24 protein-coding genes and 2 pseudogenes are annotated in these 25,193 nt (G+C 39.8%); 21 read left to right on the top strand and 5 right to left on the bottom strand.

Annotated elements, in window-relative coordinates; genetic code table 11:
* Complete coding sequence (locus SH603_RS02080) at nt 1-699, top strand: NAD-dependent protein deacylase (RefSeq protein ID WP_169472617.1); 699 nt, start codon at nt 1-3, stop codon at nt 697-699.
* A gap of 54 nt (nt 700-753) precedes the next feature.
* Here SH603_RS02080 and SH603_RS02085 read toward each other — a convergent pair whose 3' ends face one another.
* Entirely contained in the window at nt 754-879 is a 126-nt protein-coding gene (locus SH603_RS02085) for a hypothetical protein (protein WP_263863252.1), read from the bottom strand.
* 268 nt (nt 880-1,147) lie between these two features.
* Here SH603_RS02085 and SH603_RS02090 point away from each other — a divergent pair, with 268 nt between their 5' ends.
* From SH603_RS02090 to SH603_RS02150, 13 genes and pseudogenes are all read left to right on the top strand, one after another.
* Nucleotides 1,148-1,996 (top strand): DUF72 domain-containing protein, encoded by an 849-nt coding sequence (locus SH603_RS02090; protein ID WP_321534024.1) that lies wholly within the window; start codon nt 1,148-1,150, stop codon nt 1,994-1,996.
* A 77-nt stretch (nt 1,997-2,073) separates the two neighbouring features.
* Nucleotides 2,074-4,101, top strand: a complete 2,028-nt coding sequence (gene metG, locus SH603_RS02095) for a methionine--tRNA ligase (protein ID WP_169470828.1) — start codon at nt 2,074-2,076, stop codon at nt 4,099-4,101.
* The gene (locus SH603_RS02100; RefSeq protein ID WP_169470827.1) at nt 4,094-4,912 is read left to right on the top strand and encodes a TatD family hydrolase; all 819 of its coding nucleotides are present in this window, start codon (nt 4,094-4,096) and stop codon (nt 4,910-4,912) included. The genes metG and SH603_RS02100 overlap by 8 nt, the downstream gene beginning before the upstream one ends.
* The gene (gene rnmV / locus SH603_RS02105) at nt 4,909-5,475 is read left to right on the top strand and encodes a ribonuclease M5 (protein WP_135951420.1); all 567 of its coding nucleotides are present in this window, start codon (nt 4,909-4,911) and stop codon (nt 5,473-5,475) included. The genes SH603_RS02100 and rnmV overlap by 4 nt, the downstream gene beginning before the upstream one ends.
* Complete coding sequence (gene rsmA / locus SH603_RS02110; RefSeq protein WP_169470826.1) at nt 5,468-6,361, top strand: 16S rRNA (adenine(1518)-N(6)/adenine(1519)-N(6))-dimethyltransferase RsmA; 894 nt, start codon at nt 5,468-5,470, stop codon at nt 6,359-6,361. The genes rnmV and rsmA overlap by 8 nt, the downstream gene beginning before the upstream one ends.
* A 90-nt stretch (nt 6,362-6,451) precedes the next feature.
* Nucleotides 6,452-6,694 (top strand): Veg family protein, encoded by a 243-nt coding sequence (locus SH603_RS02115; RefSeq protein ID WP_003665581.1) that lies wholly within the window; start codon nt 6,452-6,454, stop codon nt 6,692-6,694.
* 185 nt (nt 6,695-6,879) lie between these two features.
* Nucleotides 6,880-7,731, top strand: coding sequence for a 4-(cytidine 5'-diphospho)-2-C-methyl-D-erythritol kinase (gene ispE, locus SH603_RS02120; protein ID WP_169472619.1), 852 nt, complete (start codon nt 6,880-6,882; stop codon nt 7,729-7,731).
* A 236-nt stretch (nt 7,732-7,967) separates the two neighbouring features.
* Nucleotides 7,968-8,878, top strand: a pseudogene (locus SH603_RS02125) (metal ABC transporter solute-binding protein, Zn/Mn family).
* 7 nt (nt 8,879-8,885) lie between these two features.
* Complete coding sequence (locus SH603_RS02130) at nt 8,886-9,557, top strand: metal ABC transporter ATP-binding protein (RefSeq protein ID WP_003667190.1); 672 nt, start codon at nt 8,886-8,888, stop codon at nt 9,555-9,557.
* Nucleotides 9,557-10,354, top strand: a complete 798-nt coding sequence (locus SH603_RS02135) for a metal ABC transporter permease (RefSeq protein WP_135951430.1) — start codon at nt 9,557-9,559, stop codon at nt 10,352-10,354. Before SH603_RS02130 ends, SH603_RS02135 begins: the two co-directional genes overlap by 1 nt.
* 230 nt (nt 10,355-10,584) lie before the next feature.
* Nucleotides 10,585-11,430, top strand: a complete 846-nt coding sequence (gene purR / locus SH603_RS02140) for a pur operon repressor (protein WP_321534025.1) — start codon at nt 10,585-10,587, stop codon at nt 11,428-11,430.
* 3 nt (nt 11,431-11,433) lie between these two features.
* Entirely contained in the window at nt 11,434-12,801 is a 1,368-nt protein-coding gene (gene glmU, locus SH603_RS02145; RefSeq protein ID WP_321534026.1) for a bifunctional UDP-N-acetylglucosamine diphosphorylase/glucosamine-1-phosphate N-acetyltransferase GlmU, read from the top strand.
* A 74-nt stretch (nt 12,802-12,875) separates the two neighbouring features.
* On the top strand, nt 12,876-13,865 hold the full coding sequence (locus tag SH603_RS02150; RefSeq protein ID WP_321534027.1) for a ribose-phosphate diphosphokinase: 990 nt from the start codon (nt 12,876-12,878) through the stop codon (nt 13,863-13,865).
* A 123-nt stretch (nt 13,866-13,988) separates the two neighbouring features.
* Here SH603_RS02150 and SH603_RS02155 read toward each other — a convergent pair whose 3' ends face one another.
* Nucleotides 13,989-14,912 carry an IS30 family transposase gene (locus SH603_RS02155; RefSeq protein ID WP_321533676.1) on the bottom strand — a complete coding sequence of 308 codons (924 nt, stop codon included), beginning with the start codon at nt 14,910-14,912 and terminating at the stop codon, nt 13,989-13,991.
* A gap of 186 nt (nt 14,913-15,098) precedes the next feature.
* Between SH603_RS02155 and SH603_RS02160 the strand changes: the two genes are divergently transcribed.
* Together SH603_RS02160 and SH603_RS02165 are read left to right on the top strand one after the other, a co-directional pair.
* A complete protein-coding gene (locus tag SH603_RS02160) occupies nt 15,099-15,836 on the top strand; it encodes a hypothetical protein (protein ID WP_321534028.1) in 738 nt (245 codons plus the stop codon).
* A gap of 85 nt (nt 15,837-15,921) precedes the next feature.
* Nucleotides 15,922-17,244, top strand: a pseudogene (locus SH603_RS02165) (replication-associated recombination protein A).
* A gap of 49 nt (nt 17,245-17,293) precedes the next feature.
* On the opposite strand, the gene yidA reads toward SH603_RS02165, so the two are convergent.
* The 3 genes from yidA to SH603_RS02180 are packed head-to-tail and all read right to left on the bottom strand — an operon-like array spanning nt 17,294 to nt 20,308.
* Nucleotides 17,294-18,115, bottom strand: coding sequence for a sugar-phosphatase (yidA, locus tag SH603_RS02170; RefSeq protein ID WP_321534029.1), 822 nt, complete (start codon nt 18,113-18,115; stop codon nt 17,294-17,296).
* Nucleotides 18,115-19,482, bottom strand: coding sequence for an HD domain-containing protein (locus SH603_RS02175; RefSeq protein ID WP_153702260.1), 1,368 nt, complete (start codon nt 19,480-19,482; stop codon nt 18,115-18,117). Before SH603_RS02175 ends, yidA begins: the two co-directional genes overlap by 1 nt.
* Before the next feature lies 1 nt (nt 19,483).
* A complete protein-coding gene (locus tag SH603_RS02180) occupies nt 19,484-20,308 on the bottom strand; it encodes a lipoate--protein ligase family protein (protein WP_169470820.1) in 825 nt (274 codons plus the stop codon).
* Nucleotides 20,309-20,467: 159 nt separating this feature from the next.
* Between SH603_RS02180 and SH603_RS02185 the strand changes: the two genes are divergently transcribed.
* The 5 genes from SH603_RS02185 to SH603_RS02205 all read left to right on the top strand — a co-directional run bounded on the left by SH603_RS02185 (nt 20,468) and on the right by SH603_RS02205 (nt 25,133).
* Nucleotides 20,468-20,866, top strand: coding sequence for a DUF1934 domain-containing protein (locus SH603_RS02185; RefSeq protein WP_169472623.1), 399 nt, complete (start codon nt 20,468-20,470; stop codon nt 20,864-20,866).
* Nucleotides 20,867-20,911: 45 nt separating this feature from the next.
* Nucleotides 20,912-21,469, top strand: a complete 558-nt coding sequence (gene rpoE / locus SH603_RS02190; RefSeq protein WP_169470818.1) for a DNA-directed RNA polymerase subunit delta — start codon at nt 20,912-20,914, stop codon at nt 21,467-21,469.
* A gap of 175 nt (nt 21,470-21,644) precedes the next feature.
* Nucleotides 21,645-23,249, top strand: coding sequence for a CTP synthase (locus SH603_RS02195; RefSeq protein WP_113896832.1), 1,605 nt, complete (start codon nt 21,645-21,647; stop codon nt 23,247-23,249).
* 268 nt (nt 23,250-23,517) lie between these two features.
* Nucleotides 23,518-24,795 (top strand): UDP-N-acetylglucosamine 1-carboxyvinyltransferase, encoded by a 1,278-nt coding sequence (locus tag SH603_RS02200; RefSeq protein WP_135951666.1) that lies wholly within the window; start codon nt 23,518-23,520, stop codon nt 24,793-24,795.
* 92 nt (nt 24,796-24,887) lie between these two features.
* A complete protein-coding gene (locus SH603_RS02205; protein ID WP_003665599.1) occupies nt 24,888-25,133 on the top strand; it encodes a type B 50S ribosomal protein L31 in 246 nt (81 codons plus the stop codon).
* Nucleotides 25,134-25,193 lie beyond the last annotated feature (60 nt).

Genomic DNA, 25,193 nt, shown 5'->3' on the forward strand with positions numbered 1-25,193 from the left:
ATGGATGCGACGATTCAAAAAACATTTGACGACGCAAAAAATATTGTCTTTCTAACGGGAGCAGGTGTTTCAACTGCTTCTGGCATTCCTGATTTTAGGTCAGCAAACGGTCTATATACGCAGAATCGGAATGCGGAATATTACTTAAGTCACCGTTATTTTGTTAGGGATCCAGAAGGCTTTTATGAATTTTGCAAGCAAAATTTGTATTTTCCAGATGCAAAGCCCAACGTAATTCATCAAAAACAGGCAGCCTTGACGCAACAGGACCGTGCGACTGTTATAACGCAAAATATCGATAACTTATATGAAGAAGCTGGCACGAAACACTTGATTGACTTTCATGGGAACCTCTTCCATGTTTATTGTGAAAAGTGTCATGAAACTGTTCCAGTGAGCGAATATTTGAAGAGTCGCCTGCATCAAAAGGATAATGGCCCCTTGCGTCCGGACATTGTGTTATATGATGAAGGAATTAAGCAAGAGGATATTATCAATTCTGTCAAGGCAATGGAACAAGCTGATTTAGTTGTGATTGTGGGTACTTCGATGAAAGTATACCCATTTGCGGGCTTGCTAGATTACCGCAATCCAAATGCAAAGGTGATTGCGGTTAATCAGCAGTTATTGAAATTTCCTTTTGACTTTCAAATGGTTCAAGACGATGCAACAAAATTCTTTGACGAATTAAAAGTATAAAAAAGAAGCTGCAGTTGTCTAAGGACAATTTCCAGCTTCTTTTTACTCCAGTGGTCATTCAAAGAAAACGACCTTCCCATCAATTTTGAATGGGAGTGCTACTAAATGAGTACCCTTCTTTTTAGTAGCATCCTTTTCTTGATAAAAAATGTGACGAATACCTTTGTTCTTTAGTAGCATTTCTGATCGCTCCTTTCATATTGTTCACTTGTAAAATAACATGTTTTGAACGCTTTTCCTAGAGAAATAACGAAGTATGAGAAACGCTTTCATTTTAAAGTGTGAAAATAGTGTATAATCCGTTCGCCTTTTACTATCAAAATGAATAAAAGTGATAAAAGCAACGATTCGAGTCCTTAAAAAATGAATATAGATTTATTTTGTGGTGTATAAGAATTTGCTAAGTAATTTGATGAGGATTTTTGGGGTACGAAAGAGAGGATTAAAGATGAAAATAACAATGGGGATGACAACTTGGACGGAGCATCCAGTACTCATCCATGATGAACAACGCCCAGTAAGGCTTGATGAGTATGCTCAACATTTTCCGGTGGTTGAGGTTGATACTTTTTTCTACGCTTTACCTCAGATAGCAACAATTCAAAACTGGCTTGCTACGGTTCCTCCAACTTTTCAGTTTATCGTTAAAGCTAACCAGAAAATGACACTGCATCAGCGAAACCAGGAACGTGGCGAATTAGAACAGGTCTTTCAACAATATCGCCGGACAATCTCCCCCTTGGTAGCTGCTGGTCAATTAAAGACGATATTATTTCAGTTTCCTCCATATTTTGATGCAACTGTGCGTGACTTTTCTTACTTACGATTAATTCGGGAATGGTTAGGAAACTTGCCAATTGCAGTCGAATTTCGTAATCAAACTTGGTATAAGAAAGAAATTTTACCGTCAGTCTTAGATTTCTGTCGTGAGCTCAACTTTACATTAGTAGCTGCTGATGAACCCCATAATACGCCGACGTCAGTACCATTTGTGCTTGCAACAACTAATCCCGACTTAGCCATGCTGCGCCTTCATGGCCGCAATCGCAAAGGGTGGGAAAGTCAAGGAAAAGAATGGCGAAAAACACGGACGCTGTATCGATATTCGACGGAAGAACTTCAATTCTTTAAAAAACAAATTGAGTCCTTGCAGCCGCAACCTAAAGAACTCTGTGTTATCTTCAATAATAACTCCGCCAAGGATGCAGCACCGAACGCATTAAGTCTTCAAAAAATGATGAACATTGAATTTAAGGGTCTGGCACCTAAATCACCAGAACAGCTTGATCTGTTTTAGGATGGAGCAAGCCCTAATAAAATGCTATACTAAATGTTAAATCTTAATTAGTAATATCTTAGAAAGAGGGGCCTTATATGGCTGAACAAAAACCAACTTATTACATTACAACACCAATTTACTATCCATCTGGTAAACTCCATATTGGTAATTCATACACAACAATTGCATGTGATGCAGAAGCACGTTTTAAGCGTTTGATGGGCTATGACGTATTCTACTTAACAGGAACCGATGAACATGGCCTTAAGATTGAACAAAAGGCTGAAAAGCTCGGCATGAAGCCACAAGAATACGTTGATCAAATGGCTGCCCAAATTAAAGGGCTATGGAAAAAACTTGAAATTACAAATGATAAGTTTATTCGAACAACCGATGACTACCATGAAAAAGCTGTCCAAAAGATTTTCCAACAATTGCTTGACCAAGGGGATATTTACAAGGGTAAGTATACTGGTTGGTACTCAGTTGATGATGAAGAATACTTCACAGAAAGTCAGTTAGCAGAAGTTTACCGTGATGAAGACGGTAATGTGATCGGCGGAAAAGCGCCATCAGGTCATGAAGTTCAATTAGTTGAGGAAGAATCATACTTCTTTAAGATGAGTAAGTATGCTGACTGGTTAATGAACTACTATAAGGAACATCCTGATTTTATCGAACCGCAATCACGGATGAATGAAATGATTAATAACTTCTTAAAGCCAGGGCTAGAAGATCTTGCAGTTACGCGGACATCATTTACCTGGGGAGTTAAGGTTCCTAATGACCCTAAGCACGTGGTATACGTATGGATTGATGCATTATCAAACTATATTACTGCACTAGGATATGGCAGTGACGATGATAGCCTCTTCAAGAAGTACTGGCCTGCTGATATTCACATGGTAGGAAAGGAAATTGTTCGTTTCCACACGATTTACTGGCCGATTATGCTTCATGCGCTTGGCTTACCATTGCCAAAGCACGTTATTGGTCATGGATGGTTAACAATGCGTGACGGGAAGATGTCGAAGTCAAAGGGAAACGTTATCTATCCTGAAACCCTTGTTGATCGTTACGGCCTTGATGCTACACGTTATTACTTATTGCGGGCAATGCCATTTGGTAATGATGGCGTCTTTAGTCCAGAAGACTTTGTTGATAAGGTAAACTATGACCTCGCTAACGATCTTGGAAACTTGCTCAATCGGACTGTTGCGATGATTAATAAGTATCAAAACGGCAAATTACTTGGTACTAATGATGCAACGACTGATTTTGATGCTGGTTTAGAACAAACTGCTAGTGATGTAATCGCTGAGTATAAAGAACTGATGGACAAAACACGATTTGCTGAAGCGTTGGCAGCTGTTTGGAAGTTGGTTAGTCGTGTTAACAAGTACATTGATGAAACTGAACCATGGGTATTAGCAAAAGATGATAGTAAGAAGGATGTATTATCAGATGTGATGACCCATCTAGCAAAGAGTTTGCGGATTATTGCGGCCCTAATTCAACCAATTATGCCGAATGCACCAAAACAAATTGTTGAGCAACTTGGAATTGAAGAGACTGACTTATCATTAATCGATCTTCAATTTAATGAGTTCCCAGGAGAAGCTCAGGTTGTCGCCAAAGGAACTCCGATCTTCCCACGATTGGATGTGAAGGCCGAGGTTGAATTTATTAAGAGTAAGATGACAGCAAACGAAAAGAAGAAAGGAAGAAAGGCAATGGCTGAAGCAAAAGAAAAAGCCCAAGAAACAGCACAAGAAGAGAAAACAGATGGCAAAAAGCCAATTCGGATTGATGTCTTTGACAAAGTTGAATTGAAAGTGGCTCAAATCACTGCTGCCGATCATGTAGAAGGTGCTGATAAGCTTCTAAAATTCCACATGGATGATGGAACAGAAGAAGGCCGGCAAATCCTTTCTGGAATTGCCAAATGGTATCCAGATCCTTCTGTTTTAGTAGGTAAAAAAGTTTTGATTGTTGCTAACTTGAAACCACGGAAAATGCGGGGCGAGTTAAGCCAAGGAATGCTTTTGTCTGCTGAAAAAGACGGCAATGTTCAAGTGGTAACTGTTCCTGATAATTTAGTACCTGGAATGGGCGTTGAATAAAGTGCGTAATCATCAACACCAGCAATTGGTTTATGATTCCCATACCCACCTAAATGACGATGTGTTTTATGATGATGTGCCTGCCTTTATTAACCGTGCTGCTCATTATGGCGTGACGGAGATGAATATTGTTGGCTCGAACCAGCTATTGAATACCCGTGCTTTAAAGTTGGGACACCAGTTTGATAACCTGCATCCAATTATTGGTTGGCATCCAGAAGATATTGCTAATTGGAATAGTGAAACCAAGAAAGAATTACGCCAACAATTAGCAGATCCCTTAGTCGTGGGAATTGGAGAGATTGGCTTAGATTATTATAATGACGAGCAGTCTCCTCACAAGCAACAACAAGAAATTTTTGCTGAACAGCTTGAGTGGGCGCGAGAACTGAAATTACCAGTCTCGATTCACTGCCGGGATGCACTAGCTGACACGTATGAAATTTTGCGGAATGCCCACGTCGATGAATTTGGCGGTGTTATGCATAGTTTTAATGGGTCGCCAGAATGGGCAGAGAAATTTATGGATCTCGGGATGATGATTTCTTTTAGTGGTGTCGTAAGCTTCAAAAATGCGACAGAAGTCCATGAAGCCGCGTTAGTTGTTCCCTTGGAAAAGATGATGGTTGAAACAGATGCACCTTACCTAACGCCACTTCCATACCGGGGAAAGCAAAATGAACCCGGTTTTACTAAGTTTACGGTGGATGCAATTGCAAATTTAAAGCAGGTTGATGCTGGTAAAGTGGCATATAAAACATTTACGAACGCCCGCCGCTTATTTTTGGAAAATGAAGAAAGAGGCCTATGATTAGAATAAAAGAAGTTATAGTTGTTGAAGGTAAAGATGATACTAAGCAAATTTTAAAAGCGGTTGATGCCGATACCTACGAAACAAATGGGTCCGCAATTTCAACGGCTGACTTGGCGAAGTTGAAAAAGTTACAAGCAAGCCGGGGCCTAATTGTTTTTACTGATCCGGACTTTAACGGGGAGCGGATTAGAAAAATAATCAGTGAAGCCATCCCGGGAGTTAAGCACGCTTTTATTAAACGTAAAGATGGTGTGCCAACTGAGGCTCACGGTAGCTTGGGAGTTGAGCATGCAACGCCAGCAATTATAAAATCAGCTTTGGAGCACCTTTATACCCAAACAACGATACCCCAGCAAGTTTTCAAGCGAGAAGACTTGCAAAAATGGGGATTAACAGGTCAAGCAGATTCACGAAAACGGCGTGAAAAGTTAGGGCAATTACTTGGAATCGGTTATGGCAATGGAAAACAATTAATTCACCGGTTAAACATGTTTCAAGTTGACCGAGCAACATTTGAACAAGCAATTAAGCAAATAAATCAGGAGGAAGATCATGAGTAATTCACCAGAAATTGGTAGTCGAACACGTACCCGCGCGATAATGGAAAAGTACGGGATCCGAACAAAAAAGAGTTTCGGCCAGAATTTCCTTACTGATTTGAACGTCTTAAAAAATATCGTTGAGGCGGCGGATATTACAGCTAATGACAATGTAATTGAAATTGGCCCTGGAATTGGCGCTTTAACGGAGCAATTAGCACAAGCGGCGGGAGAAGTTTTAGCCTTAGAAATTGATCAAGATTTAATTCCGGTGTTAAAAGAAGTATTATCACCATATGATAATGTAAAAGTGATTAATCAAGATGTCCTTCAAGCTAATTTACCAGAATTAATCAAAAAGGAATTTAAGGATCCTAGTCGACCAATTAAGGTGGTTGCTAATCTCCCTTATTACATTACGAGTCCCATTCTAATGAATTTACTGGCTAGTCCTGTTGAGTGGGCAACGATTTGTGTAATGATGCAAAAGGAAGTTGCTCAACGACTCACGGCTAAACCAGGCACTAAACAATATGGTGCTTTGACATTAGCGATTGAATACCAAATGCAAGCTAAAATTGCTTTTGATGTTTCGCGGAAAGTGTTCGTGCCAGCACCTAATGTTGATTCAGCAATTGTGGTATTAACACCGCGGACAAATCCGCTTCCGGTTCAGCCTTTTGATAAGCAAAAATTATTTGGCTTTATCCGGGGATGCTTTGCTCATCGTCGCAAGAGTCTTTGGAATAACCTCCAAAGTTTAATTGGTAAAGATCCAGTGGTAAAAGAGAAAATGACGGCCGTTTTAACCCAGCTGGACATTTCGCCGCAAATCCGTCCTGAGAAACTAACCCTCGAACAATTTATTGAACTTGCGAATGCTCTTCACCAGCAAAATTTCTTATAAAATATAGTTGACCGTTACAAAACATTATGGTACAATTTTGCCTTTTGTGTAAAAAAAGAGTATGCTAGTCTACAGTGAGGTGAAGGAGTCGTGCCTAATAGCATTGTAGAAATTAAGAAGAAGCTAGATGAACGGATTGGCGAGCATGTTTTAGTAAAAGCGCAAGCTGGACGTAAACGTATTACCACCCATCACGGTATTTTGAGTAAGACCTATCCTGCAGTATTTGTTATTCATTTGAATGATGAACAGGGGACATTGGATCGGGTTTCCTATAGTTATACTGATTTGTTAACACGAAATATTTCAATTGCCTTTGATGAAGCAGAATAAGCTGATAAAAATTAAAATTCATATTTATAAAATAATAGGGGTGGGTAAAAATACCTTTCAACAGGAAGGCAGTTTTTATTCACTCCTTTTGCTTTAGGAATAGTTAGGAAACAGTAGTTGCAAGGATTATAGTTCCGTTAGTATAATTTAACTAACTAAATTATTACAATAAGGAGGGTTGCCGGATGATAGTTACAGAAAAAGCACCAGCAAAATTGAATTTGAGTTTAGATACGCCGATGCGATATTTTGATGGTTCTCCTCAATGGGATATGGTAATGGTCTCGGCAGACCTGGCTGATTATGTAACTGTTGAGACACACCGGCGCCCTACAACAATTAAAGTCTATACAAATAATGGTTTTTTACCTAATGACCAACGTAATCTAGCATACCAAGCAGCTCATATTTTGCGTAGTCGTTTTCATTGTAAAGATGGTGTTACGATTCGGATTAAGAAGCAAATCCCGGTTGCGGCCGGATTGGGTGGTGGCTCTTCAGATGCAGCGGCAGTTTTACGCGCATTAAATAGTATTTGGCGGTTGGGCTTGAGTTTATCAGAACTAGCAAAGATTGCATTAACGATTGATTCTGATGTCCCGTATTGTATATACAACAAATTAGCCCATGTCACTGGTCATGGTGAAAAAATTGAATTGTTACCACCACAACCCCACTATTGGGCCGTGATTGCAAAACAAAAGATCAGTGTTTCCACACCGCAAATCTTACGACAAATTAATTATGAGAAGCTTCAACATCTTAATAATGAAGCGTTACTGACAAATTTAAAGAAAGAAGATTGGCAAGAAGCAACAAAATATATGGGAAATGTTTTAGAGCCTTTAACGATGAAGTTTTATCCAGAAATCGGTCGTTTAAAGAATAAGATGAAAGAATTGGGGGCCGATGTTGCACAAATGAGCGGGACGGGACCAACCGTCTTCGCAATCTGCCATACAGAATCGCGAGCAAAACGGATTCAAAATAGTATCCGGGGATTTTGTCGCGACGTTCATGTTGTAACTTTGCTTTGATTATATTTAAGGCCAAGAAGAATGAGGCTGGGAGAAAACTTTTGTTTTCTCTCAGCCTCAACTGCTTTTATGAATAATAGTAAGATAACGTGGAACTAGCTTCGCGTCGCCGCAAGGAGGTTATTTTCCACTCTCCTCTTGTCCTTTTTATTTTTATAGTTGCAATCCGACATAAAGTTCGCTATTATATTCATTGTTCTAAATAGTAATGATTACGATTAAAAAAGAGGGAAAGAATGAAAAAATATATTATCGGTGTTATTAGCATTATTGCTTTGTTGGTTATAATTCTTGGCTTATCCTTTGTTCCGTGGAAATCGATGGGGAAAATCAAAAGCCAATTAGAGTGGTGACCGGATTGAATTTCTATGGTGAAGTAGCGGAGAAAGTAGCTGGCGATCATGGCCAAGTGATTTCGTTTATTGATAATGCTTCGGTTGATCCCCATGATTATCAACCCAATACTAAGCAAGCCCAGCAAGTTGCTAAAGCCAATGTAGTAATTGAAAATGGTCTTGGCTACGATAGCTGGGTAAACAAACTCGTTAAATCAAGCAGTAACTATAACAAGATTAAAGTAATTAATGTGGCATCTTTAACCGGCAAGAAAGATGGCGACAATGAGCATATTTGGTATGCACCTGAAACAGTCGAAAAATTAGCAAATGACCTTGCAACTCAATATGGTAAACTTGATCCGCAACACGCTAATGATTACCAAAAGAATGCGCAAAAATATTTAGCTTCTCTTCAACCACTTAATGAAGAAATTGCGAAAGTGAAGCGCCAGGTAAATCCTAATAATAATCGTGTTGCAGTTAGTGAACCAGTTTTTGATTACGCCTTAGAAAATGCTGGTTATCAAGTTATGGACAAACATTTCGAAAAAGCTGTTGAAGATGGGAACGATCCATCACCAAAAGATATTGAAGAAATTCAACAAGCAATCATTAATCACCAAATTGCCTTCTTTGTTGATAATTCGCAGACAAGTGATAAAGTTGTTGATAATTTAGTTAAGCTTGCCCATGAACATGATGTTCCAGTATTAAAGGTAACGGAAACAAAGCCGAATGGGGATGACTATATGCAGTGGATGCTTAAGCAATACCAAGCATTGTCTCGCATTCAACAAAAGGAGAATTAAGAAGATAATGGCAGTTGTATCAGTTGATGATTTAACGATCGCTTATGGAAATCATACTGTAATCGATCATTTAAGCTTCTCCATTAATGAAGGAGATTTTCTCGTCGTGGTTGGTGAAAATGGGGTAGGAAAAACGACTCTTGTTCGCTCGATGCTTGGGTTTTTAAAACCGAAAAGCGGGACAATAACTATTCCGCAAAGTACACGACTTGGCTACGTTCCTCAGTTTCGTAATATTGATGAGGAATACCCGCTATCTATTCGTGATTTTGTTGCTTTAAATACTAAACCACGTCTTTTGCCATGGCTGACTAAAAGCGAACGAAACCGCGTTGAACGGATGATTCGTGAAAATAACCTAACAAAGATTGCTGAGCGGCCTCTTGGTTTAGCATCAGGGGGTGAGAAGCAGCGAGCGTATCTTGCTCAAGCCTTATTACCCAATCCTAACCTCCTTATTCTGGACGAATCGACGGCAAGTCTGGACAATGAAATGAAGTATGAATTGCTAGACCTAGTAACCCGTTTTCAACAAAATGGTTTGAGTGTAATGTTTATTACTCATGATTGGGATCTAGCAGAACAATATGGAACTCGTTTCTTGTATTTGTCTCCCGGTTCTTATTCCACTGGGCCAATTAATGAGTTACCCAGTCCGGTAAAGGGGGATAAAAAGTAATGTTAACTTTAAGTTTTATGCGTCATGCATTTGTCGCTAGTACATTTATTGCGATTATTTGTGGAATTATTGGAGTTTTTGTCGTTGCACGAAATTTATCATTCTTAACGCATACCTTGTCTGAAATTGGATTTGCTGGTGGTGCTTTTGCCGTTTTTGCTGGATGGCCAGCGCTAAATGGGATGATTCTGTTTACAATGTTAAGCTCAGTTATTGTTGGACAAATGAGTATAAAAGAATCACGACGAGAAGCGGTTATTAGTGCCGTTTCAGCGCTGTTTATTGGCTTAGGAATTCTTTTCTTATCTTTGAGCAGTCAGTCAGCTAGCTCAGCAACAAGTATTTTGTTTGGTAGCGTGGTTGGAATTAGTTTGAATGAGGTATGGCAACTTGTCTACCTTTCTATTCTTGTTTTGGTCATTCTATTGTTAATGTATCGCCGGCTTAAGTTTGACTCCTTTGATGCGATTGGTGCGCAGGTCAGTGGGATAAATCAAACAATAATTTCTGTTGTTTTTCTTTTATTACTTGCTTTGAGTGTTAGTGTCGCTGCTCAGATTGTCGGTTCTTTGCTAATTTTTATTCTCCTAACATTACCCGCTGCTAGTGCTAAATACTTTACGCATGGTGTAGCACGGATGATTATTTTAGCAATTTTATTTTCACTGCTAGGGACATGGCTTGGTCTTTTTCTCGGTTATTTGACAGATTGGCCGGTTAGTTTCTTTATCGCAGTGATTGAAGTTATCATCTATACCACAGCCTTGATTTATAGTAAATTTATCGAATCGAATTAGACTGGGGCTTAAGTAGGTAAATAGCACAGTACAACAATGGTCTTCAACGCCCAGCAAAGTGTTGGAGACTATTGTTATTTGCGGGGCTTTCAGATGCTAACTTTATGGTGATAAAATGCCCCTATCTCGTACTCTTTTTCTTCAGTAAATACTAAAATTTTGCCGAAAATCCGAACGTTTTATGTTAAAATCAATGTTAATTAATCCTTTTTGAAAGGCAGAGAAAGAACATGAAAATTAGACGGAGTAACCGATTGGTGGATATGACACGTTACTTGCTTGAACATCCGCGATCATTAGTATCGTTGAAGTTTTTTGGTGAGCGTTACGACTCAGCTAAGTCATCAATCAGTGAAGATTTGGGAATTGTTAAACATACCTTCCAAACTTGGGGACAGGGACGATTAGAAACAATTCCTGGTGCAAGCGGTGGCGCGGTATTAACGCCATTTTATTCTAAGGAAAATGCTCAAGCGGCCATTGATAACTTGGTTGACCGGGTTAATGATGACTCGCGTTTGCTACCGGGAGGCTATGTTTACTTATCAGATTTAATCGGCCAACCAGAAATTTTGCGGCAGATTGGTAAGTTAATCGCTACTCAATACGTTGATACTGATGTTGATGTTATTATGACAGTCGAGACTAAGGGGATCCCGATTGCTCAAAGCGTTGCGATGTATATGAATAAACCATTCGTTATTGTTCGTAATAGTTCGCACATTACTGAAGGACCTACTGTAAGTGTTAATTACGTTTCTGGCTCTGTTCAGCGAATAAAGAAGATGGAATTGTCCCGTCGTACATTATCAGCTGGGGCAAATGCCTTAGTTGTTGACGACTTTATGAAGGGCGGCGGCACGATTAATGGAATGAAATCTTTGATTAAAGAATTTGATGCTAACTTGGTTGGAATCACTGTCTTTGCAGAGGGTCGTCCAGTAAACGGTCAACGGTTAGTCGATAACTGTACTTCATTAATCAAAGTGGAAACTAAAGATGGCACGGAGAAGAAGATTGCAGCACAAGCAGGAAGCTTCATGGAAAACGTGTTTGATAAGAAAGTGGAGAATTAGGAAATGACAAAACGTAATGCAATTATTTTAGCTGCTGGTAAAGGTACCCGGATGCGCTCAAAGCTATACAAGGTTTTACACCAAGTTTGTGGTAAGACAATGGTTGAGCATGTTTTAACCCAATTGGAAAAGGCCAAGATTGATAATATTATTACAATTGTTGGTTTTGGGGCGGAAACGGTTGAACAGCAATTGGGACACCGTACTAAGTATGTGCTCCAAGAACAACAGCTTGGAACCGGGCATGCTGTAATGCAAACAAAAGACCTTCTTGCAAATGAAGATGGCGAAACTATTATTGTCAGTGGTGATACTCCTTTATTTACGGCTGAGACTTTTGAAAAGCTCTTTGAATATCATGAACAATGGCATGCGGCAGCCACTATTTTGACTTCTATTGCTCCTGATCCAACTGGTTATGGGCGGATTGTGCGAAATGATGTTGGAATCGTTGAACGAATCGTGGAACAAAAAGATGCTACTGTTCAAGAACAAGCAATTAAGGAAATTAATACCGGAGTTTACTGTTTTGATAACAAGAAACTCTTTGCAGCCCTTAGCAAGATCACGAATGATAATGCTCAGGGTGAGTATTATTTAACTGATGTTATTGGCATTTTAAAGCAAGAAAATGAGATCGTAACAGCCTACAAGATGGATAACTTTGACGAATCAATGGGGGTAAATGACCGAGTTGCCCTTGCACGCGCAAACAAGGTAATGCGTAACCGGATCAATACTCATTGGATGCGTGAAGGTGTTTCAATGATTGATCCTGAAACAACTTATATTGATGCTGATGTTAAGATTGGTCGTGATACAGTTATTGAAGGTGGCGTTGTAATCAAAGGTCATACAGAAATTGGTAACGATTGTTATATCGGTGCTGGTTCACGGATCAATGATTCCAAGATTCACGATGGGGTTAAAATTATTTCGTCTACCCTCCAAGAAGCAGAAATGCACAATGGCAGTGATATTGGTCCTAATAGCCACCTGCGTCCAGAAACAGAAATTGGCGAAAATGTTCATATTGGTAACTTCTGTGAGGTTAAGAAGGCTTATATCGGTGAGGGAACAAAGGTCGGTCACCTCACTTATATCGGTAACGCTACTTTAGGTAAGGATATTAATGTTGGCTGTGGAGTAGTCTTTGTTAACTACGATGGGACAAATAAGCACCATACCAATGTTGGTGACCATGCATTCATCGGTAGTAACAGTAACTTAGTAGCCCCTGTTAATATTGCAAAAGATTCATTTGTTGCTGCTGGTTCGACCATCACAGACAGTACGGAACAATATGATATGGCAATTGCGCGGGCACGGCAGGTTAATAAAGAAAATTATGCTAAGAAGCTACCATGGTAACTTGCTTTTTGCCTCACTAATTTATATTATGTAAGTGGTAGTAGTATAACTTTTATTAATCAGCGGAGGACCTAATGACACAGCAATATTTTGATCAAAATTTAAAAATCTTTGCGTTAAATTCAAACCGTCCCTTAGCAGAAAAGATTGCTAAGCATGTCGGTGTTGATTTAGGAAAATTATCTGTTAATCGTTTTAGTGATGGTGAGATCCAAATTAATATTGAGGAAAGTGTGCGGGGAGACAATGTTTATGTCATCCAGTCGACTTCTGCCCCAGTTAATGACAACTTAATGGAGTTATTAATTATGGTGGATGCGCTTCGCCGCGCTAGTGCCAAGACGATTAATGTGGTGATGCCATACTATGGTTATGCCCGTCAAGACCGAAAAGCACGGAGCCGTGAACCAATCACTGCTAAGTTAGTTGCTAATATGTTGCAAAATTCCGGTGTTGATCGGATTATTGCACTTGATCTTCATGCCGCACAAATTCAAGGGTTCTTTGATATTCCTGTCGATCATTTGATGGGTGCTCCTCTTTTAGCGGAGTATTTTATCAACCAGGGTGTTGCTGAAAATGCAGTTATTATTTCTCCTGATCATGGTGGAGTAACACGGGCACGAGCACTTGCTGAGTTTTTAAAATCTCCAATTGCGATTATTGATAAGCGGCGTCCACGGGCGAACGTTGCTCAAATCATGAATATTATTGGGGACGTTAAGGGTAAGAAGTGTATTATGATTGATGACATGATTGATACTGCGGGAACTATTAGTTTAGGTTCGCAAGCACTGATAGATGCCGGCGCAGAAGAAGTCTATGCATCATGTACTCATGCAGTATTATCTGGCCCAGCAATTGAACGTTTACGGAATGCACCGCTTAAAGAAGTTGTTGTGACAGACTCGATTCAATTGCCAAAGGAAAAACAAATCGATAAAATCAAGCAGGTATCGGTTGCGCCACTAATTGGGGATGCAATCAAACGGATTAACGAAAATCGTCCTGTTAGTCCACTCTTTAAGCAAGTCTTCCAAAGTGCACAGTTGGAAAAGAAGTAATATTTAAGCAAACTGAAATTAATAAATAAAGTAGGTCGGAAGGAAAAAATATTTTTAGTTTCTTTCGGCCTTTCTTATTTTTCGTTTCTGTTTGGCAGATTGCAAGAAATAACTTGAACGAATTTAGTGACGTAGATTAATCAAGAAGATCTCGATTGGTGTGTGCCAGTTAAGACATTTAAGTGGTCGGGAATTCAGATACCAATTGATTTGAACCAGCTGGCGATCGCTCAGCTCTTCAATGGCTTGTCCCTTGGGAATAAACCGTCGCAAAACTCGATTACGGTTCTCATTACTACCGCGTTCGTGCGGTGAATAGGCATGGGCAAAGTAAACCTGAGTACCCGTTAGCTGTTCAATTGCCTGATAGTTAGCGAACTCTTTCCCATGATCCACGGTAAGCGTCTTGAGCTTGTCTTGAAGTTGACTAGCTAGTTCAAGTACGGCTTGAGTCATGGACTGACTGTCGCGACCATGGAGCCGTTTAACAATTGTCAGGCGACTCTTACGCTCCACAAAAGTCGCCACAGCTTGACCTTTACGTTTGCCAGAAAGTACGGTATCAGCTTCAAAGTGGCCGAATTCTTGGCGAGTTTCGACTTTATGAGGACGCTCCTCAATGGAGCGGCCGTGACTGAACGTACCACGCTTTTCTTTAGCACGATGACGACGAATTCCATGATCAGGCAAATCGGGTAACTGTACATCAAGCCATCCTTGATCAATCCAGTTATAGACCGTCTTGTAGGCAATCCCAACTACATGGGCAACTTGTTCAGGGGACCACTTCTGGACTTGAATCTTTTCCTCAATCAAGTGCTTAAGGCTTTTAGTGAGTGAAGACTTCCGCCCCCGTTGACTAACCTTGCGTTCAAAGTCAGTTTGCGCTAGTTCAGCTTGATACCCACTATTTAGCCGGTGAAGTTCGTTAAAGATGGTGGTCTTACTAAAGCCTAAGTAGTTAGCGATGTATCGCAAGGAACGTCCTTCATTATGAAGCGTTTCAATGACAACACGGTTCTGGAATGATAAAATAGTGGTGCTCATCAAGGTCCTTCTTTCTAATGGATTGTGTGGTAACACCATTAAAGACCTTGATGGGTTTTTCTGTCCACTTAAATGTTCAACTTAAATTTTACAATCTGCCGTTTTAAAAGAAGATAAAGATTTAGGAAAGACAAACAGTCATTATCAATTCATGTTATAATACGATGTGAAATAAGGAGGAGAAAAATGACAACAATTAAGTTTTTCAAAAAAGCAATGGTTGGAACAGCTGCAGTAGCCACTGTCTTTGCCCTCGCTGGTTGTGGTAAACAATCTTCGTCAAGTAGTGATACAAGTTCTTCCAGCACATCGTCTGTCCGTTCTTCCGAAAGTAAAGCTTCAAAGGCTTATCGTACAGCTAATAAGCTTATCCAAAATCATGACTATGAAGGAGCATATGAACAATTAAGTCAATTAAACGATCATAATGCTCAAACGGAAGCACTTGCTGATGATTTACAGAGCTATATGAACGCCCAAAAAGCATATGAAAATGGCGATTATGATGGTGCTAAGAACAATTTGAAATCACAAAAGTCGACTAGTACGGCAATGCGCAATGCATACGCTGACTTACAAAGCAAGGTAAGTTCTGCACAAGGTTCCACGAGTTCTCAAGCTTCATCATCTGCCAATAGCAAGCAAACAAATAAGCAATCCAGTTCTACAAGCTCAGCAACGCAACGATCATCCTCTACTGCTAACCAAGCTGCATCTGATGCAACTAGTGATAATGTAGTCCAACAATTTGCTAACAAGATGGGCTTTAGTGGCTCCCAAGGTTACCAAATTATGCCAACAGGCAAGGATGGCAATGTTTACAAGTTTGAAGTTCGGCAAAACAATAGTGATAACACTGTTGCAAGCTTGATTGGTATTTACCAATATAACAGTCAAACTGGAGCGGTAACAAAGATCGCTTAATAATTTATTGATAATAACGATATTCGAGCAAGAGCCAGCGAATAAGTAGCTGGACTCCTGCTTTTTTTGTATAAGGAGGGAAAGTATGCATCAAGAATCATTATTCAACCAAAATAGCGAACAAAACACGCCGCTAGCTAATCGTGTTCGTCCAACTAGTATTGATGAATTTGTTGGTCAGCAACACTTATTGAGAAAAAATAAGATCTTACGGGAAATTATCATGAATGATCAATTATCATCACTGATTTTTTGGGGACCGCCAGGGGTTGGCAAAACCACATTAGCTGAAATTATTGTTAAGCAGACAAAATCCCACTTCATTACTTTTAGTGCAGTAATAAGCAGCATTCGTGACATCCGTAAAATCATGGAAGAGGCAGAACAAAACCGTGAATATGGTGAACGAACGGTTTGCTTTATTGATGAAATTCATCGTTTTAACAAGGCTCAGTAAGATGCATTCTTACCCTTTGTCGAACGGGGAAGTATTATTTTAATCGGTGCGACAACTGAGAATCCGTCCTTTGAAATTAATGCCGCCTTGCTGAGTCGGTGTCGGGTATTTGTTCTTAACTCTCTTAGTGTTAGTGATGTTGAAGAAGTGTTACAACATGCTTTAAAACATCCGCATGGTTTTCCGGGGATGATAATTAACTGTGAGGAGGGAGTTATTCCATTAATTGCTCAATTTGCGAACGGGGATGCCCGGATTGCGCTTAATACGTTCGAAATGGCGGTACTAAACAGCGAAAAGAATGAGCAAAAAGTTACGTTAACGATGGACACCTTGAAACAATTGATTAACACTAAATCATTAAGATACGACAAAAAAGGTTAAGAGCATTACAATATTATTTCTGCTCTTCACAAATCAATGCGTAATAGTGATGTAGATGCAACCGTTTATTGGCGCTCGCGGATGATTGATGGTGGGGAAGATTCATTGTATATTGCGCGGCGATTAGTTCGCTTTGCTAGTGAAGACATTGGACTAGCAGATACTAATGCCTTACAGGTAGCAGTTAATACTTTTAATGCTTGTCAGTTTTTGGGAATGCCTGAGTGTGATGTCCACTTAACGGAGTGTGTCATCTATCTCTCACTAGCTCCTAAGTCTAATGCGGCATATATTGCTCGCCAGATAGCAAAACGCGTGATCAAAAAGACGGGGAATTTACCTGTCCTCTTAACGATCCGAAACGCGTCGACAAAGTTAATGAAAGAGTTGGATTACGGTAAAAATTACCAGTATGCGTATGATGCTAAAGATAAATTAACCACGATGAAGACGATGCCGTCAGAACTGGATGGTCAAACTTTTTATCATCCTAGTACTCAGGGGCGGGAACCACGCTTTCAAGCACGAATGGATCAAATTAACGAATGGCATCGTAAACATAATTAAAAACGGTAACTGTCCTAGCCCGTGAAAAGAGCTACAGTTACCGCTTTTTTTAGTTTAATACATATTCTTCAATCGCTTTTCCAGCACCATCATGATTATTATCAGCAGTTGTTACGTCAGCGATCTTTAAGGTGCTAGGGATTGAGTTTCCCATCGCTACCCCTAACCCCGCAAATTCGATCATTGAATCATCATTTTGTGCGTTGCCAAGAGCCATTACTTCATCTTTTTTAATTCCGAGTTCTTCACTAAGTAATTGAAGAGCATTTCCTTTACTTGCTTGTTTATTCATGAATTCCAAATAAAAGTCTTCACTGCGGACGATGGAAAAGCGATCACGCATTTCTGCCGGAAGTTCTGCCCATGCTTTGTCAATTTGTTCTTTAGTATCAACCATCATTGCCTTGGCGATTACGTATTGATCTTGCATTTTAGAAAGTTCTTCAAAGGTGCGGTAACGGATTGGCATACTTACAAGGTCTGACTCGTAGACTGTATAGGGACTTAAATCTCGGTTAATTGTGTAGATGTAATTCCGGGTTTCAATCTGGGACTTGATACCCTCTTTAATACAATAAGTTTGCCAGTCTGCATAGTCATTGAAAGACATAGTGTAGTTTACCAAGACGTTGCCACTAGTTGATTGGGCCAACGCACCGTTGAAGCTAATAACAAATTCATTATCTGAATCATTTAAGTCCAGTTGGTCAAGGTATGCCTTTACGCCTGTCATTGGACGTCCAGTGCATAAGACGATCTTTACTCCCTGTGCGCAGACTTTTTTTATTGCGGCAACAGTTTGTGGTGTAATTTGGCGTTGGTCATTGATTAATGTTCCATCGATATCGATTGCGACTAATTTAATTGCCATTATTTTTGCTCCTTTGGATTGATAATATGATTATTTTTGATATAGCTTTGAAATTCTTCATAGATTGGTTCGAAAATTTCAATATTGTTTCGCGTTTCAAGCATCTCTTTTGGGAAAAAGAACCGTTGATCCCCGGCTTCTCGTCCCGACACGCTGGCGACCAAGGTACTAACTTGGGATAACTCAATAGAATCGCCATTAGGTTGGAGAAGCTCGATTTGCGTTTGGGTATTAGAATCTTGTGGATGATAAGTATCATACGGAAGTTTAAAGCTGTCGTTAACTGCGGTGTAGTACTGGCTATTAAATCCAGCAGTCTGAATTAGCTTTCGTAAAGTTGGCAAAAGCTTTTGTGTATTTTGATCATAAATGACTGATTTAAATGGCCGGCGATTAAGAAAACGACTAGCAAGATCACTTAAAATATCATCACGAGAATGGGTCCAATGAATAAAATAAGTGGTTAAAACACCATCGTCAAGTGCCAAATAGTCATCCAGGGTGAACTTACCATTAAAAAACGGCATCAGCATATGAGGGGTGAAGTCAGGTTCAAAGTCATTTGGGTGCTGGTAAATATATTTTGCCCGCATTAAGAGGTGGTCCAAGATAACTTCCATTGAACGAGAAACGGGATGAAAGTAGACTTGCAGGTACATCTGGAGCCGGCTGATAATGTAATCTTCTACCGCATGCATCCCCGAAATTTCAAAGGCAATCCCCCTCTTAGCCGGTCGCATAACATGAAGAACACGATCAAGATCAAACTTTCCGTAGTTTGTTCCTGTGTAATACGCGTCTCGTTGCAAGTAGTCCATTCGGTCTGCGTCAACCTGACTTGAAATCATTTGAACTACTTGTGGATTCTCATAAGTATGGTCGATCACACTAGCAACTTGATGGGGGAAGTCAGGTGAAACCCGTTGTAATATCTTATTAATGTTAGTGCTGCTATCGGTGATCAACTGGCGGGTAATTCGCTCATGGTTTGTATGGAAAATATGTTCAAATGTGTGGGAATAAGGACCGTGACCTAAATCATGGAGGAGGGCTGCGCATAAAGCAACCGGCCGTTCATGATCATCCCATAGGCCGTCGCCAGGGTGCTGACTAGGATAGTTTCGCTGAAAATAGTTGCACATTTGGCGGGTAATTTCATAGACGCCTAGGCAGTGGCCAAAGCGTGAATGCTCTGCGCCATGAAAGGTAAATGATGAAGTTCCTAGCTGCTTGATTCGTCGTAATCGTTGGAATTCAGGCGTATTAATTAAGTCCATAATAATTTGATTATCGACAATAATTTGTCCGTGAATTGGATCGCGAAAAACCTTTTCACGGCGAAGTTTTTCGTCATAAAAGTGATTCATATTAATCTTCTTTCTCTAAACGTTCTTGTAAACGTTTCATGCTGATTAGTTCTTTACTGAGAGTTGATATAAAATTAGGCGACCACATTAAGTTATTAAGGCTGTCAAGAGCAATGATTTGAACGATTGATTGGATTCGCTGGATCGCATCCTGAACACTTAATTGTGAGTTGAGCACTTTAGAAACAGTTGTCATTGCTCCTGGCCAAACATCTGGAAAATGCCACTTGTTTTGATCTTGTTGCAATCCTGTATCATAGAAGTCACGAATTAACTTGCCCCGATCCTGCTGATTACCACAGACACTTAAGTAAAGCATTACTGTAACTCCCACTTTGTTCCGTCGTTGAGAAATTCCGCCAATCTTTTGGCCGTTAACGCTGATATCAAAACTCCCCGGACAGTATGAATGAGTGATTTCACCAGTAGCGATTTCTAGGCTAGGAAAAGCTGCCTGAATTAGGTTGACCATTCGCTGGTATGCTTCATCAATAGTTAATTCATGATCTTCGAGGTGCCATGGATAAAAAATTGATAGGTTTAAAATACCGTCGTCACTCACAACTGCCAATCCCCCTGAATTACGCATGAAATAGTGGAAACCGCGGTGCGTAAGCGAAGCAAGGGCAGTTGATAAATGCGGTAATCGTTGATCTTTTAACCCTAAAATAACCGTATCCTCTAATGTCCAAAAATGAAGGAGGGGAAATTTGAGTTCGCTAGCTGAACGTAACAAAGCGTTGGTATAGATAAAAGACGACAGATTATCTGCTGGAGATAAAGGCTGAATAAACTGTTGAAAACACTGATTTTTAAAATTAGGCATCGTACTTCTTCTTTTCTGTGAAATAATATATTTATATTATACAAGAACTCATGAGAACATGGACGTTTCACGGGGTATTTATTAGTAAAAAGAGTATAATAATGACGATGAGTAAAGTGAAAGGAGGAGTTTATTATCAAGAGCGTAATTCCTGTTCATGTGAATCTCTCAACGATTATTGATCAGAATGGACAGCAAGAAAAATTTACCTTTACTGAAGAAGGTACTTTTGTCGAAATGAATGGTAAGTATTATTTACGGTACATTGAACACCAAGACGGTCAAGAAACGCCGGTGCAAATCAAATTTGAAGATGAGCTGATCCGTTTAAGAAGGCGTGGAAATGTCGAACCAAACCTATTTTTGGACCCGACGCAAGAAACTATCATGCGTTATCAAACAGAATACGGCATGATTAAAATTGATGTGTTGACAGAAAGCTTGGAAAAAGACATCGATGTAAACGCCCCGGCTGGTCATCTTTCTGTCAAATACCAACTAAAACAAGCGGGACAATTAATAGGGAGTTACCAACTAGAATTGCAATTTGCGGCCTAATATTGTATGATGTAGTTTAGACTTTTTGAAGGGATGTGCACCAATTTGGATTTAAAGGTTTTTGACGGTCAGGACAAATCAGAACTTTCAATGATTGAAGTCGCACACGCTATTTTAGCTCACCATGGAGAAGCAATGGCGTTTGTTGATTTAACCAACGAGGTTCAGCAATATCTGGGTAAGAGCGATGAGGAAATTCGTGAACGTCTTGCACAGTTCTATACTGACTTAAATGTTGATGGCAGTTTTATTTCCCTTGGTGACAACACCTGGGGTCTGCGTGCTTGGTACCCATTCGAATCTATCGATGAAGCCACGGTTGGTGAAAACGAAGAAGATGAAGAGGATGATCGTCCAAAGAAGAAGCGGCGTAAAGTCAATGCCTTCCTCGCAGACACCGATGACGATGACGATGTAATTGACTATGACAATGATGATCCTGAAGATCAGGATCTTGATACTGACGATGAAGACGACTCTGAGGATGATTATGATGACGACACTGATGACTTCAGTGACGACGATGATGATCTTGATGATGGTATCGAGGGTCAGTTATCAGAATTACATGATGAGGAAGATGAAGACGAGGATGACGAATAATTTTCAACTTTGTGCTTGACTATTATTTATTGACCCTGTATTATCTTTCTTGGGCGCCTGTAAAGACAGGCCAATAAGTTCGTAGATAAATAAGCTCCCTGTTTCAGTGTTTTATTTGAAATAGGGAGTTTTTTCTATTATCACACCCGCAAATATAAAGAAGGAGTAGACGACAATGACGAAATACATTTTTGTAACCGGTGGAGTTGTATCATCATTAGGAAAGGGAATCGTTGCTGCCTCTTTAGGACGATTATTAAAAAATCGGGGCCTAAAGATTGCAATTCAAAAGTTTGATCCCTACATCAATGTTGACCCCGGTACGATGAGTCCATACCAACACGGTGAAGTTTTTGTGACTGATGACGGAACGGAAACTGATTTGGACCTTGGTCACTATGAACGTTTTATCGATAATGATCTCAATAAATATTCAAATGTTACAACGGGTAAAATCTACTCTGAAGTTCTTCGTAAGGAACGCCGTGGGGATTACCTTGGTGGGACAGTACAAGTTATTCCGCACATCACTAATGCCATTAAGGACAAGATTAAGCGTGCTGGTGAAAGTACGGATGCTGAAGTTGTAATTACCGAAATTGGTGGTACAGTTGGGGACATTGAATCACAACCATTCATGGAAGCTATTCGCCAAATGAAAGAAGAAGTGGGCAGTGACAATGTATTGTACATCCACACTACCTTAGTACCATATCTTCGTGCTGCTGGTGAAATGAAGACTAAGCCAACTCAACACAGTGTTCGCGAATTACGTGGTTTAGGAATCCAACCTAACATTTTGGTAGTCCGGACAGAGCAACCAATTACTGATGATATGCGGAAGAAGATCGCTTTATTCTGTGATGTTGATCCTAAAGCCGTTGTTGAATCAATGGATGTTCATACCCTTTATGAAATTCCGTTAAACTTACAAAAGCAAGGCATGGATCAATTGGTTGTCGACCACTTTGGTTTAGATGTACCAGAAGCTGACATGACAGAATGGACAGAAATGGTAAATCATATCGAACACGACTTAACTAAGACCGTTAAGATTGCGATGGTTGGTAAGTATACTGATTTACAGGATGCTTATATTTCAGTTAATGAATCATTACGTCATGCTGGTTATCCTGTAAATGCTAAGGTAAAGATTGACCACTTTAATGCTGAAAACATTACTCCAGAAAATGTTGAAGAAACATTGAAAGACTACGATGGAATTCTTGTTCCTGGTGGTTTTGGAAACCGGGGAGTAGAAGGAATGATCACTGCAATTAAGTATGCTCGGGAAAATGATGTTCCTTACCTCGGTATTTGTTTAGGGATGCAAACAGCATGTATTGAATTTGCACGGGATGTATTAGGTTACACTGATGCAAACTCAACTGAATTTGATACAAACACAAAACACAATATTATTGACTTGATGGCAGATCAAGCAGACATTGAAGATATGGGAGGAACACAACGGCTTGGTGCATATCCATGTAAGCTTAAGCCAGGAACAGTTGCTGCAGCGGCTTATGGTAACCAATCAATGATCAGTGAACGGCACCGTCACCGTTATGAATTTAACAACGACTACCGTCAAGAAATGGAAAATCATGGCTTGGTTATTTCCGGAGTGAACCCCGATCGGAATTTAGTTGAAGTAGTCGAAATTCCTGATAAGAAATTCTTCGTGGCTGCTCAATACCACCCAGAATTTAAGTCACGTCCTAACCACCCAGAAGGATTATTTGCTGCATTTGTGAAAGCAGCTGCTGAGGACAAATAAAAATTTAAAGTGTATAATATATTTAATGCAAGAGATGGGGGCAAGAATGTCACTTCTCTTGTTTTTTGTTTAATAGAATTGTTAAATTTTAAGTTAAATATGCTAATTTTTAGCCTGACCTTATGATTTTTTTTAAGATTGTTTATAAAAGGTTGTAATTCTCTTGATATTTCATTATCATTACAGTTGACTGTTTTGTAACTGAAATAATCATTAACTTAGCTTAAATGAAAAACAGACTAAAATTTTTAAGTGAGGAAACGCAGAAATGAAGAAAATGATCATTCAAGGAGGAAACCGTCTTTCTGGCGAAGTCACGATCGGTGGTGCCAAAAATAGTACAGTGGCATTAATCCCAGCTGCTATTCTTGCGGATACCCCTGTAGAGTTTGACACGGTTCCAGATATCTTGGATGTTCACAATCTGATGATTATTTTGGAGTCAATGAATGTAAAGTCCGAGTTTAGTCACGGAGTTTTAGATATTGATCCAACACAAATCGTAGAAGCTGAACTTCCAAGCAAGGCAATTAAAAGTCTTCGGGCTTCCTATTACTTTATGGGTGCATTATTAGGTCGTTTCCATCGCGCGACATTAACATTTCCGGGAGGCGATAATATCGGCCCCCGCCCAATTGACCAACACTTAAAAGCATTTAAAGCACTTGGAGCAACCGTTAGCGAAGAAAAAGGTACTGTTCATTTAGATGCGCCGAATGGCTTACATGGGTCTCGGATCTTTTTAGATATGGTATCAGTTGGTGCAACGATTAATGCTATCTTAGCAGCTGTTCGCGCTGAAGGAACAACGATTATTGAAAATGCAGCTCGTGAGCCAGAAATTATCGACTTGGCAACATTCTTAAATAATATGGGCGCCAAAATTCGCGGGACTGGAACCGATACTATCCGTATCACTGGAGTAAAGGCCCTTCAGTCAATGAATACTCATACAATTATTGCTGATCGGATTGAAGCAGGAACATACCTATCATTGGCTGCAGCGCTTGGTGATGGCGTTATGATCCATAATGTTATTCCTGAACACTTAGAATCATTTACAAGTAAAATGATTGAAATGGGTGTTAACCTACAAATTGATAGCGATAAGATTTATGTACCAAAATCCAGCAATTTACATCCAGTTACAGTTAAGACGATGCCATTCCCTGGCTTTGCTACCGATTTACAACAACCGCTTACTCCATTAATGTCGCTTGCTGATGGTGATAGTACGATTGTTGATACTATCTATCCAAAGCGTGTAAAACATATTTCCCAATTACAAAAAATGGGGATGAAGATTGAAGCGCATGATGGGATGATTGTCGTTAAACATACAGAAGAGCTTCATGGCGCAGAGGTCTCGGCAGGTGAGATTCGTGCCGGAGCAGCTTTAACAATTGCTGGTTTAATGGCAGATGGACAGACTGTAATTAATAATGCTGGAAATATTTTACGGGGTTACGATCGGATTGTCTGGAAGCTTAATCGCCTTCACGCCAATGTTTCTATTGAGGACGATTCTTCAGTAAAAATTGGTTAGAAGTTGCGTACTTCTTTAAATCGTGGTATCCTGTTAAAGTTGATTATCTATGTTTCAGGCAATGATTCATGGCAAAAGGAGCGTAATAAATTATGAAACAAGGAATTCATCCAGATTATCATCCAGTAGTTTTTGAAGATTCATCTACTGGTTACAAGTTTCTCTCTGGCTCAACAGCCACTTCAAGTGAAACTGTTAAGTGGGAAGACGGTAATGAATACCCATTAATTCGGGTTGAAGTTACTTCAGATTCACACCCATTCTACACTGGTAAGCAAAAGTTTACTCAAGCCGACGGTGCTGTCGACAAGTTCAACAAGAAGTACGGTCTCAAGTAATCGAACTTCTTATTATTCAAAAAAGTCGGGAAAAGCGAAAGTTTTTCCCGGCTTTTTTGA

This window comes from Limosilactobacillus reuteri (assembly GCF_034259105.1).
In the GTDB taxonomy this organism is placed as follows: Bacteria; Bacillota; Bacilli; order Lactobacillales; family Lactobacillaceae; genus Limosilactobacillus; species Limosilactobacillus reuteri_G.

Coding starts and splice junctions, on each gene's coding strand:
- SH603_RS02080 (WP_169472617.1), top strand. CDS start 1: ATGGATGCGACGATTCAAAAAACATTTGACGACGCAAAAAATATTGTC.
- SH603_RS02085 (WP_263863252.1), bottom strand. CDS start 879: ATGCTACTAAAGAACAAAGGTATTCGTCACATTTTTTATCAAGAAAAG.
- SH603_RS02090 (WP_321534024.1), top strand. CDS start 1,148: ATGAAAATAACAATGGGGATGACAACTTGGACGGAGCATCCAGTACTC.
- metG (WP_169470828.1), top strand. CDS start 2,074: ATGGCTGAACAAAAACCAACTTATTACATTACAACACCAATTTACTAT.
- rnmV (WP_135951420.1), top strand. CDS start 4,909: ATGATTAGAATAAAAGAAGTTATAGTTGTTGAAGGTAAAGATGATACT.
- rsmA (WP_169470826.1), top strand. CDS start 5,468: ATGAGTAATTCACCAGAAATTGGTAGTCGAACACGTACCCGCGCGATA.
- ispE (WP_169472619.1), top strand. CDS start 6,880: ATGATAGTTACAGAAAAAGCACCAGCAAAATTGAATTTGAGTTTAGAT.
- SH603_RS02130 (WP_003667190.1), top strand. CDS start 8,886: ATGGCAGTTGTATCAGTTGATGATTTAACGATCGCTTATGGAAATCAT.
- SH603_RS02135 (WP_135951430.1), top strand. CDS start 9,557: ATGTTAACTTTAAGTTTTATGCGTCATGCATTTGTCGCTAGTACATTT.
- purR (WP_321534025.1), top strand. CDS start 10,585: ATGAAAATTAGACGGAGTAACCGATTGGTGGATATGACACGTTACTTG.
- glmU (WP_321534026.1), top strand. CDS start 11,434: ATGACAAAACGTAATGCAATTATTTTAGCTGCTGGTAAAGGTACCCGG.
- SH603_RS02150 (WP_321534027.1), top strand. CDS start 12,876: ATGACACAGCAATATTTTGATCAAAATTTAAAAATCTTTGCGTTAAAT.
- SH603_RS02155 (WP_321533676.1), bottom strand. CDS start 14,912: ATGAGCACCACTATTTTATCATTCCAGAACCGTGTTGTCATTGAAACG.
- SH603_RS02160 (WP_321534028.1), top strand. CDS start 15,099: ATGACAACAATTAAGTTTTTCAAAAAAGCAATGGTTGGAACAGCTGCA.
- yidA (WP_321534029.1), bottom strand. CDS start 18,115: ATGGCAATTAAATTAGTCGCAATCGATATCGATGGAACATTAATCAAT.
- SH603_RS02175 (WP_153702260.1), bottom strand. CDS start 19,482: ATGAATCACTTTTATGACGAAAAACTTCGCCGTGAAAAGGTTTTTCGC.
- SH603_RS02180 (WP_169470820.1), bottom strand. CDS start 20,308: ATGCCTAATTTTAAAAATCAGTGTTTTCAACAGTTTATTCAGCCTTTA.
- SH603_RS02195 (WP_113896832.1), top strand. CDS start 21,645: ATGACGAAATACATTTTTGTAACCGGTGGAGTTGTATCATCATTAGGA.
- SH603_RS02200 (WP_135951666.1), top strand. CDS start 23,518: ATGAAGAAAATGATCATTCAAGGAGGAAACCGTCTTTCTGGCGAAGTC.
- SH603_RS02205 (WP_003665599.1), top strand. CDS start 24,888: ATGAAACAAGGAATTCATCCAGATTATCATCCAGTAGTTTTTGAAGAT.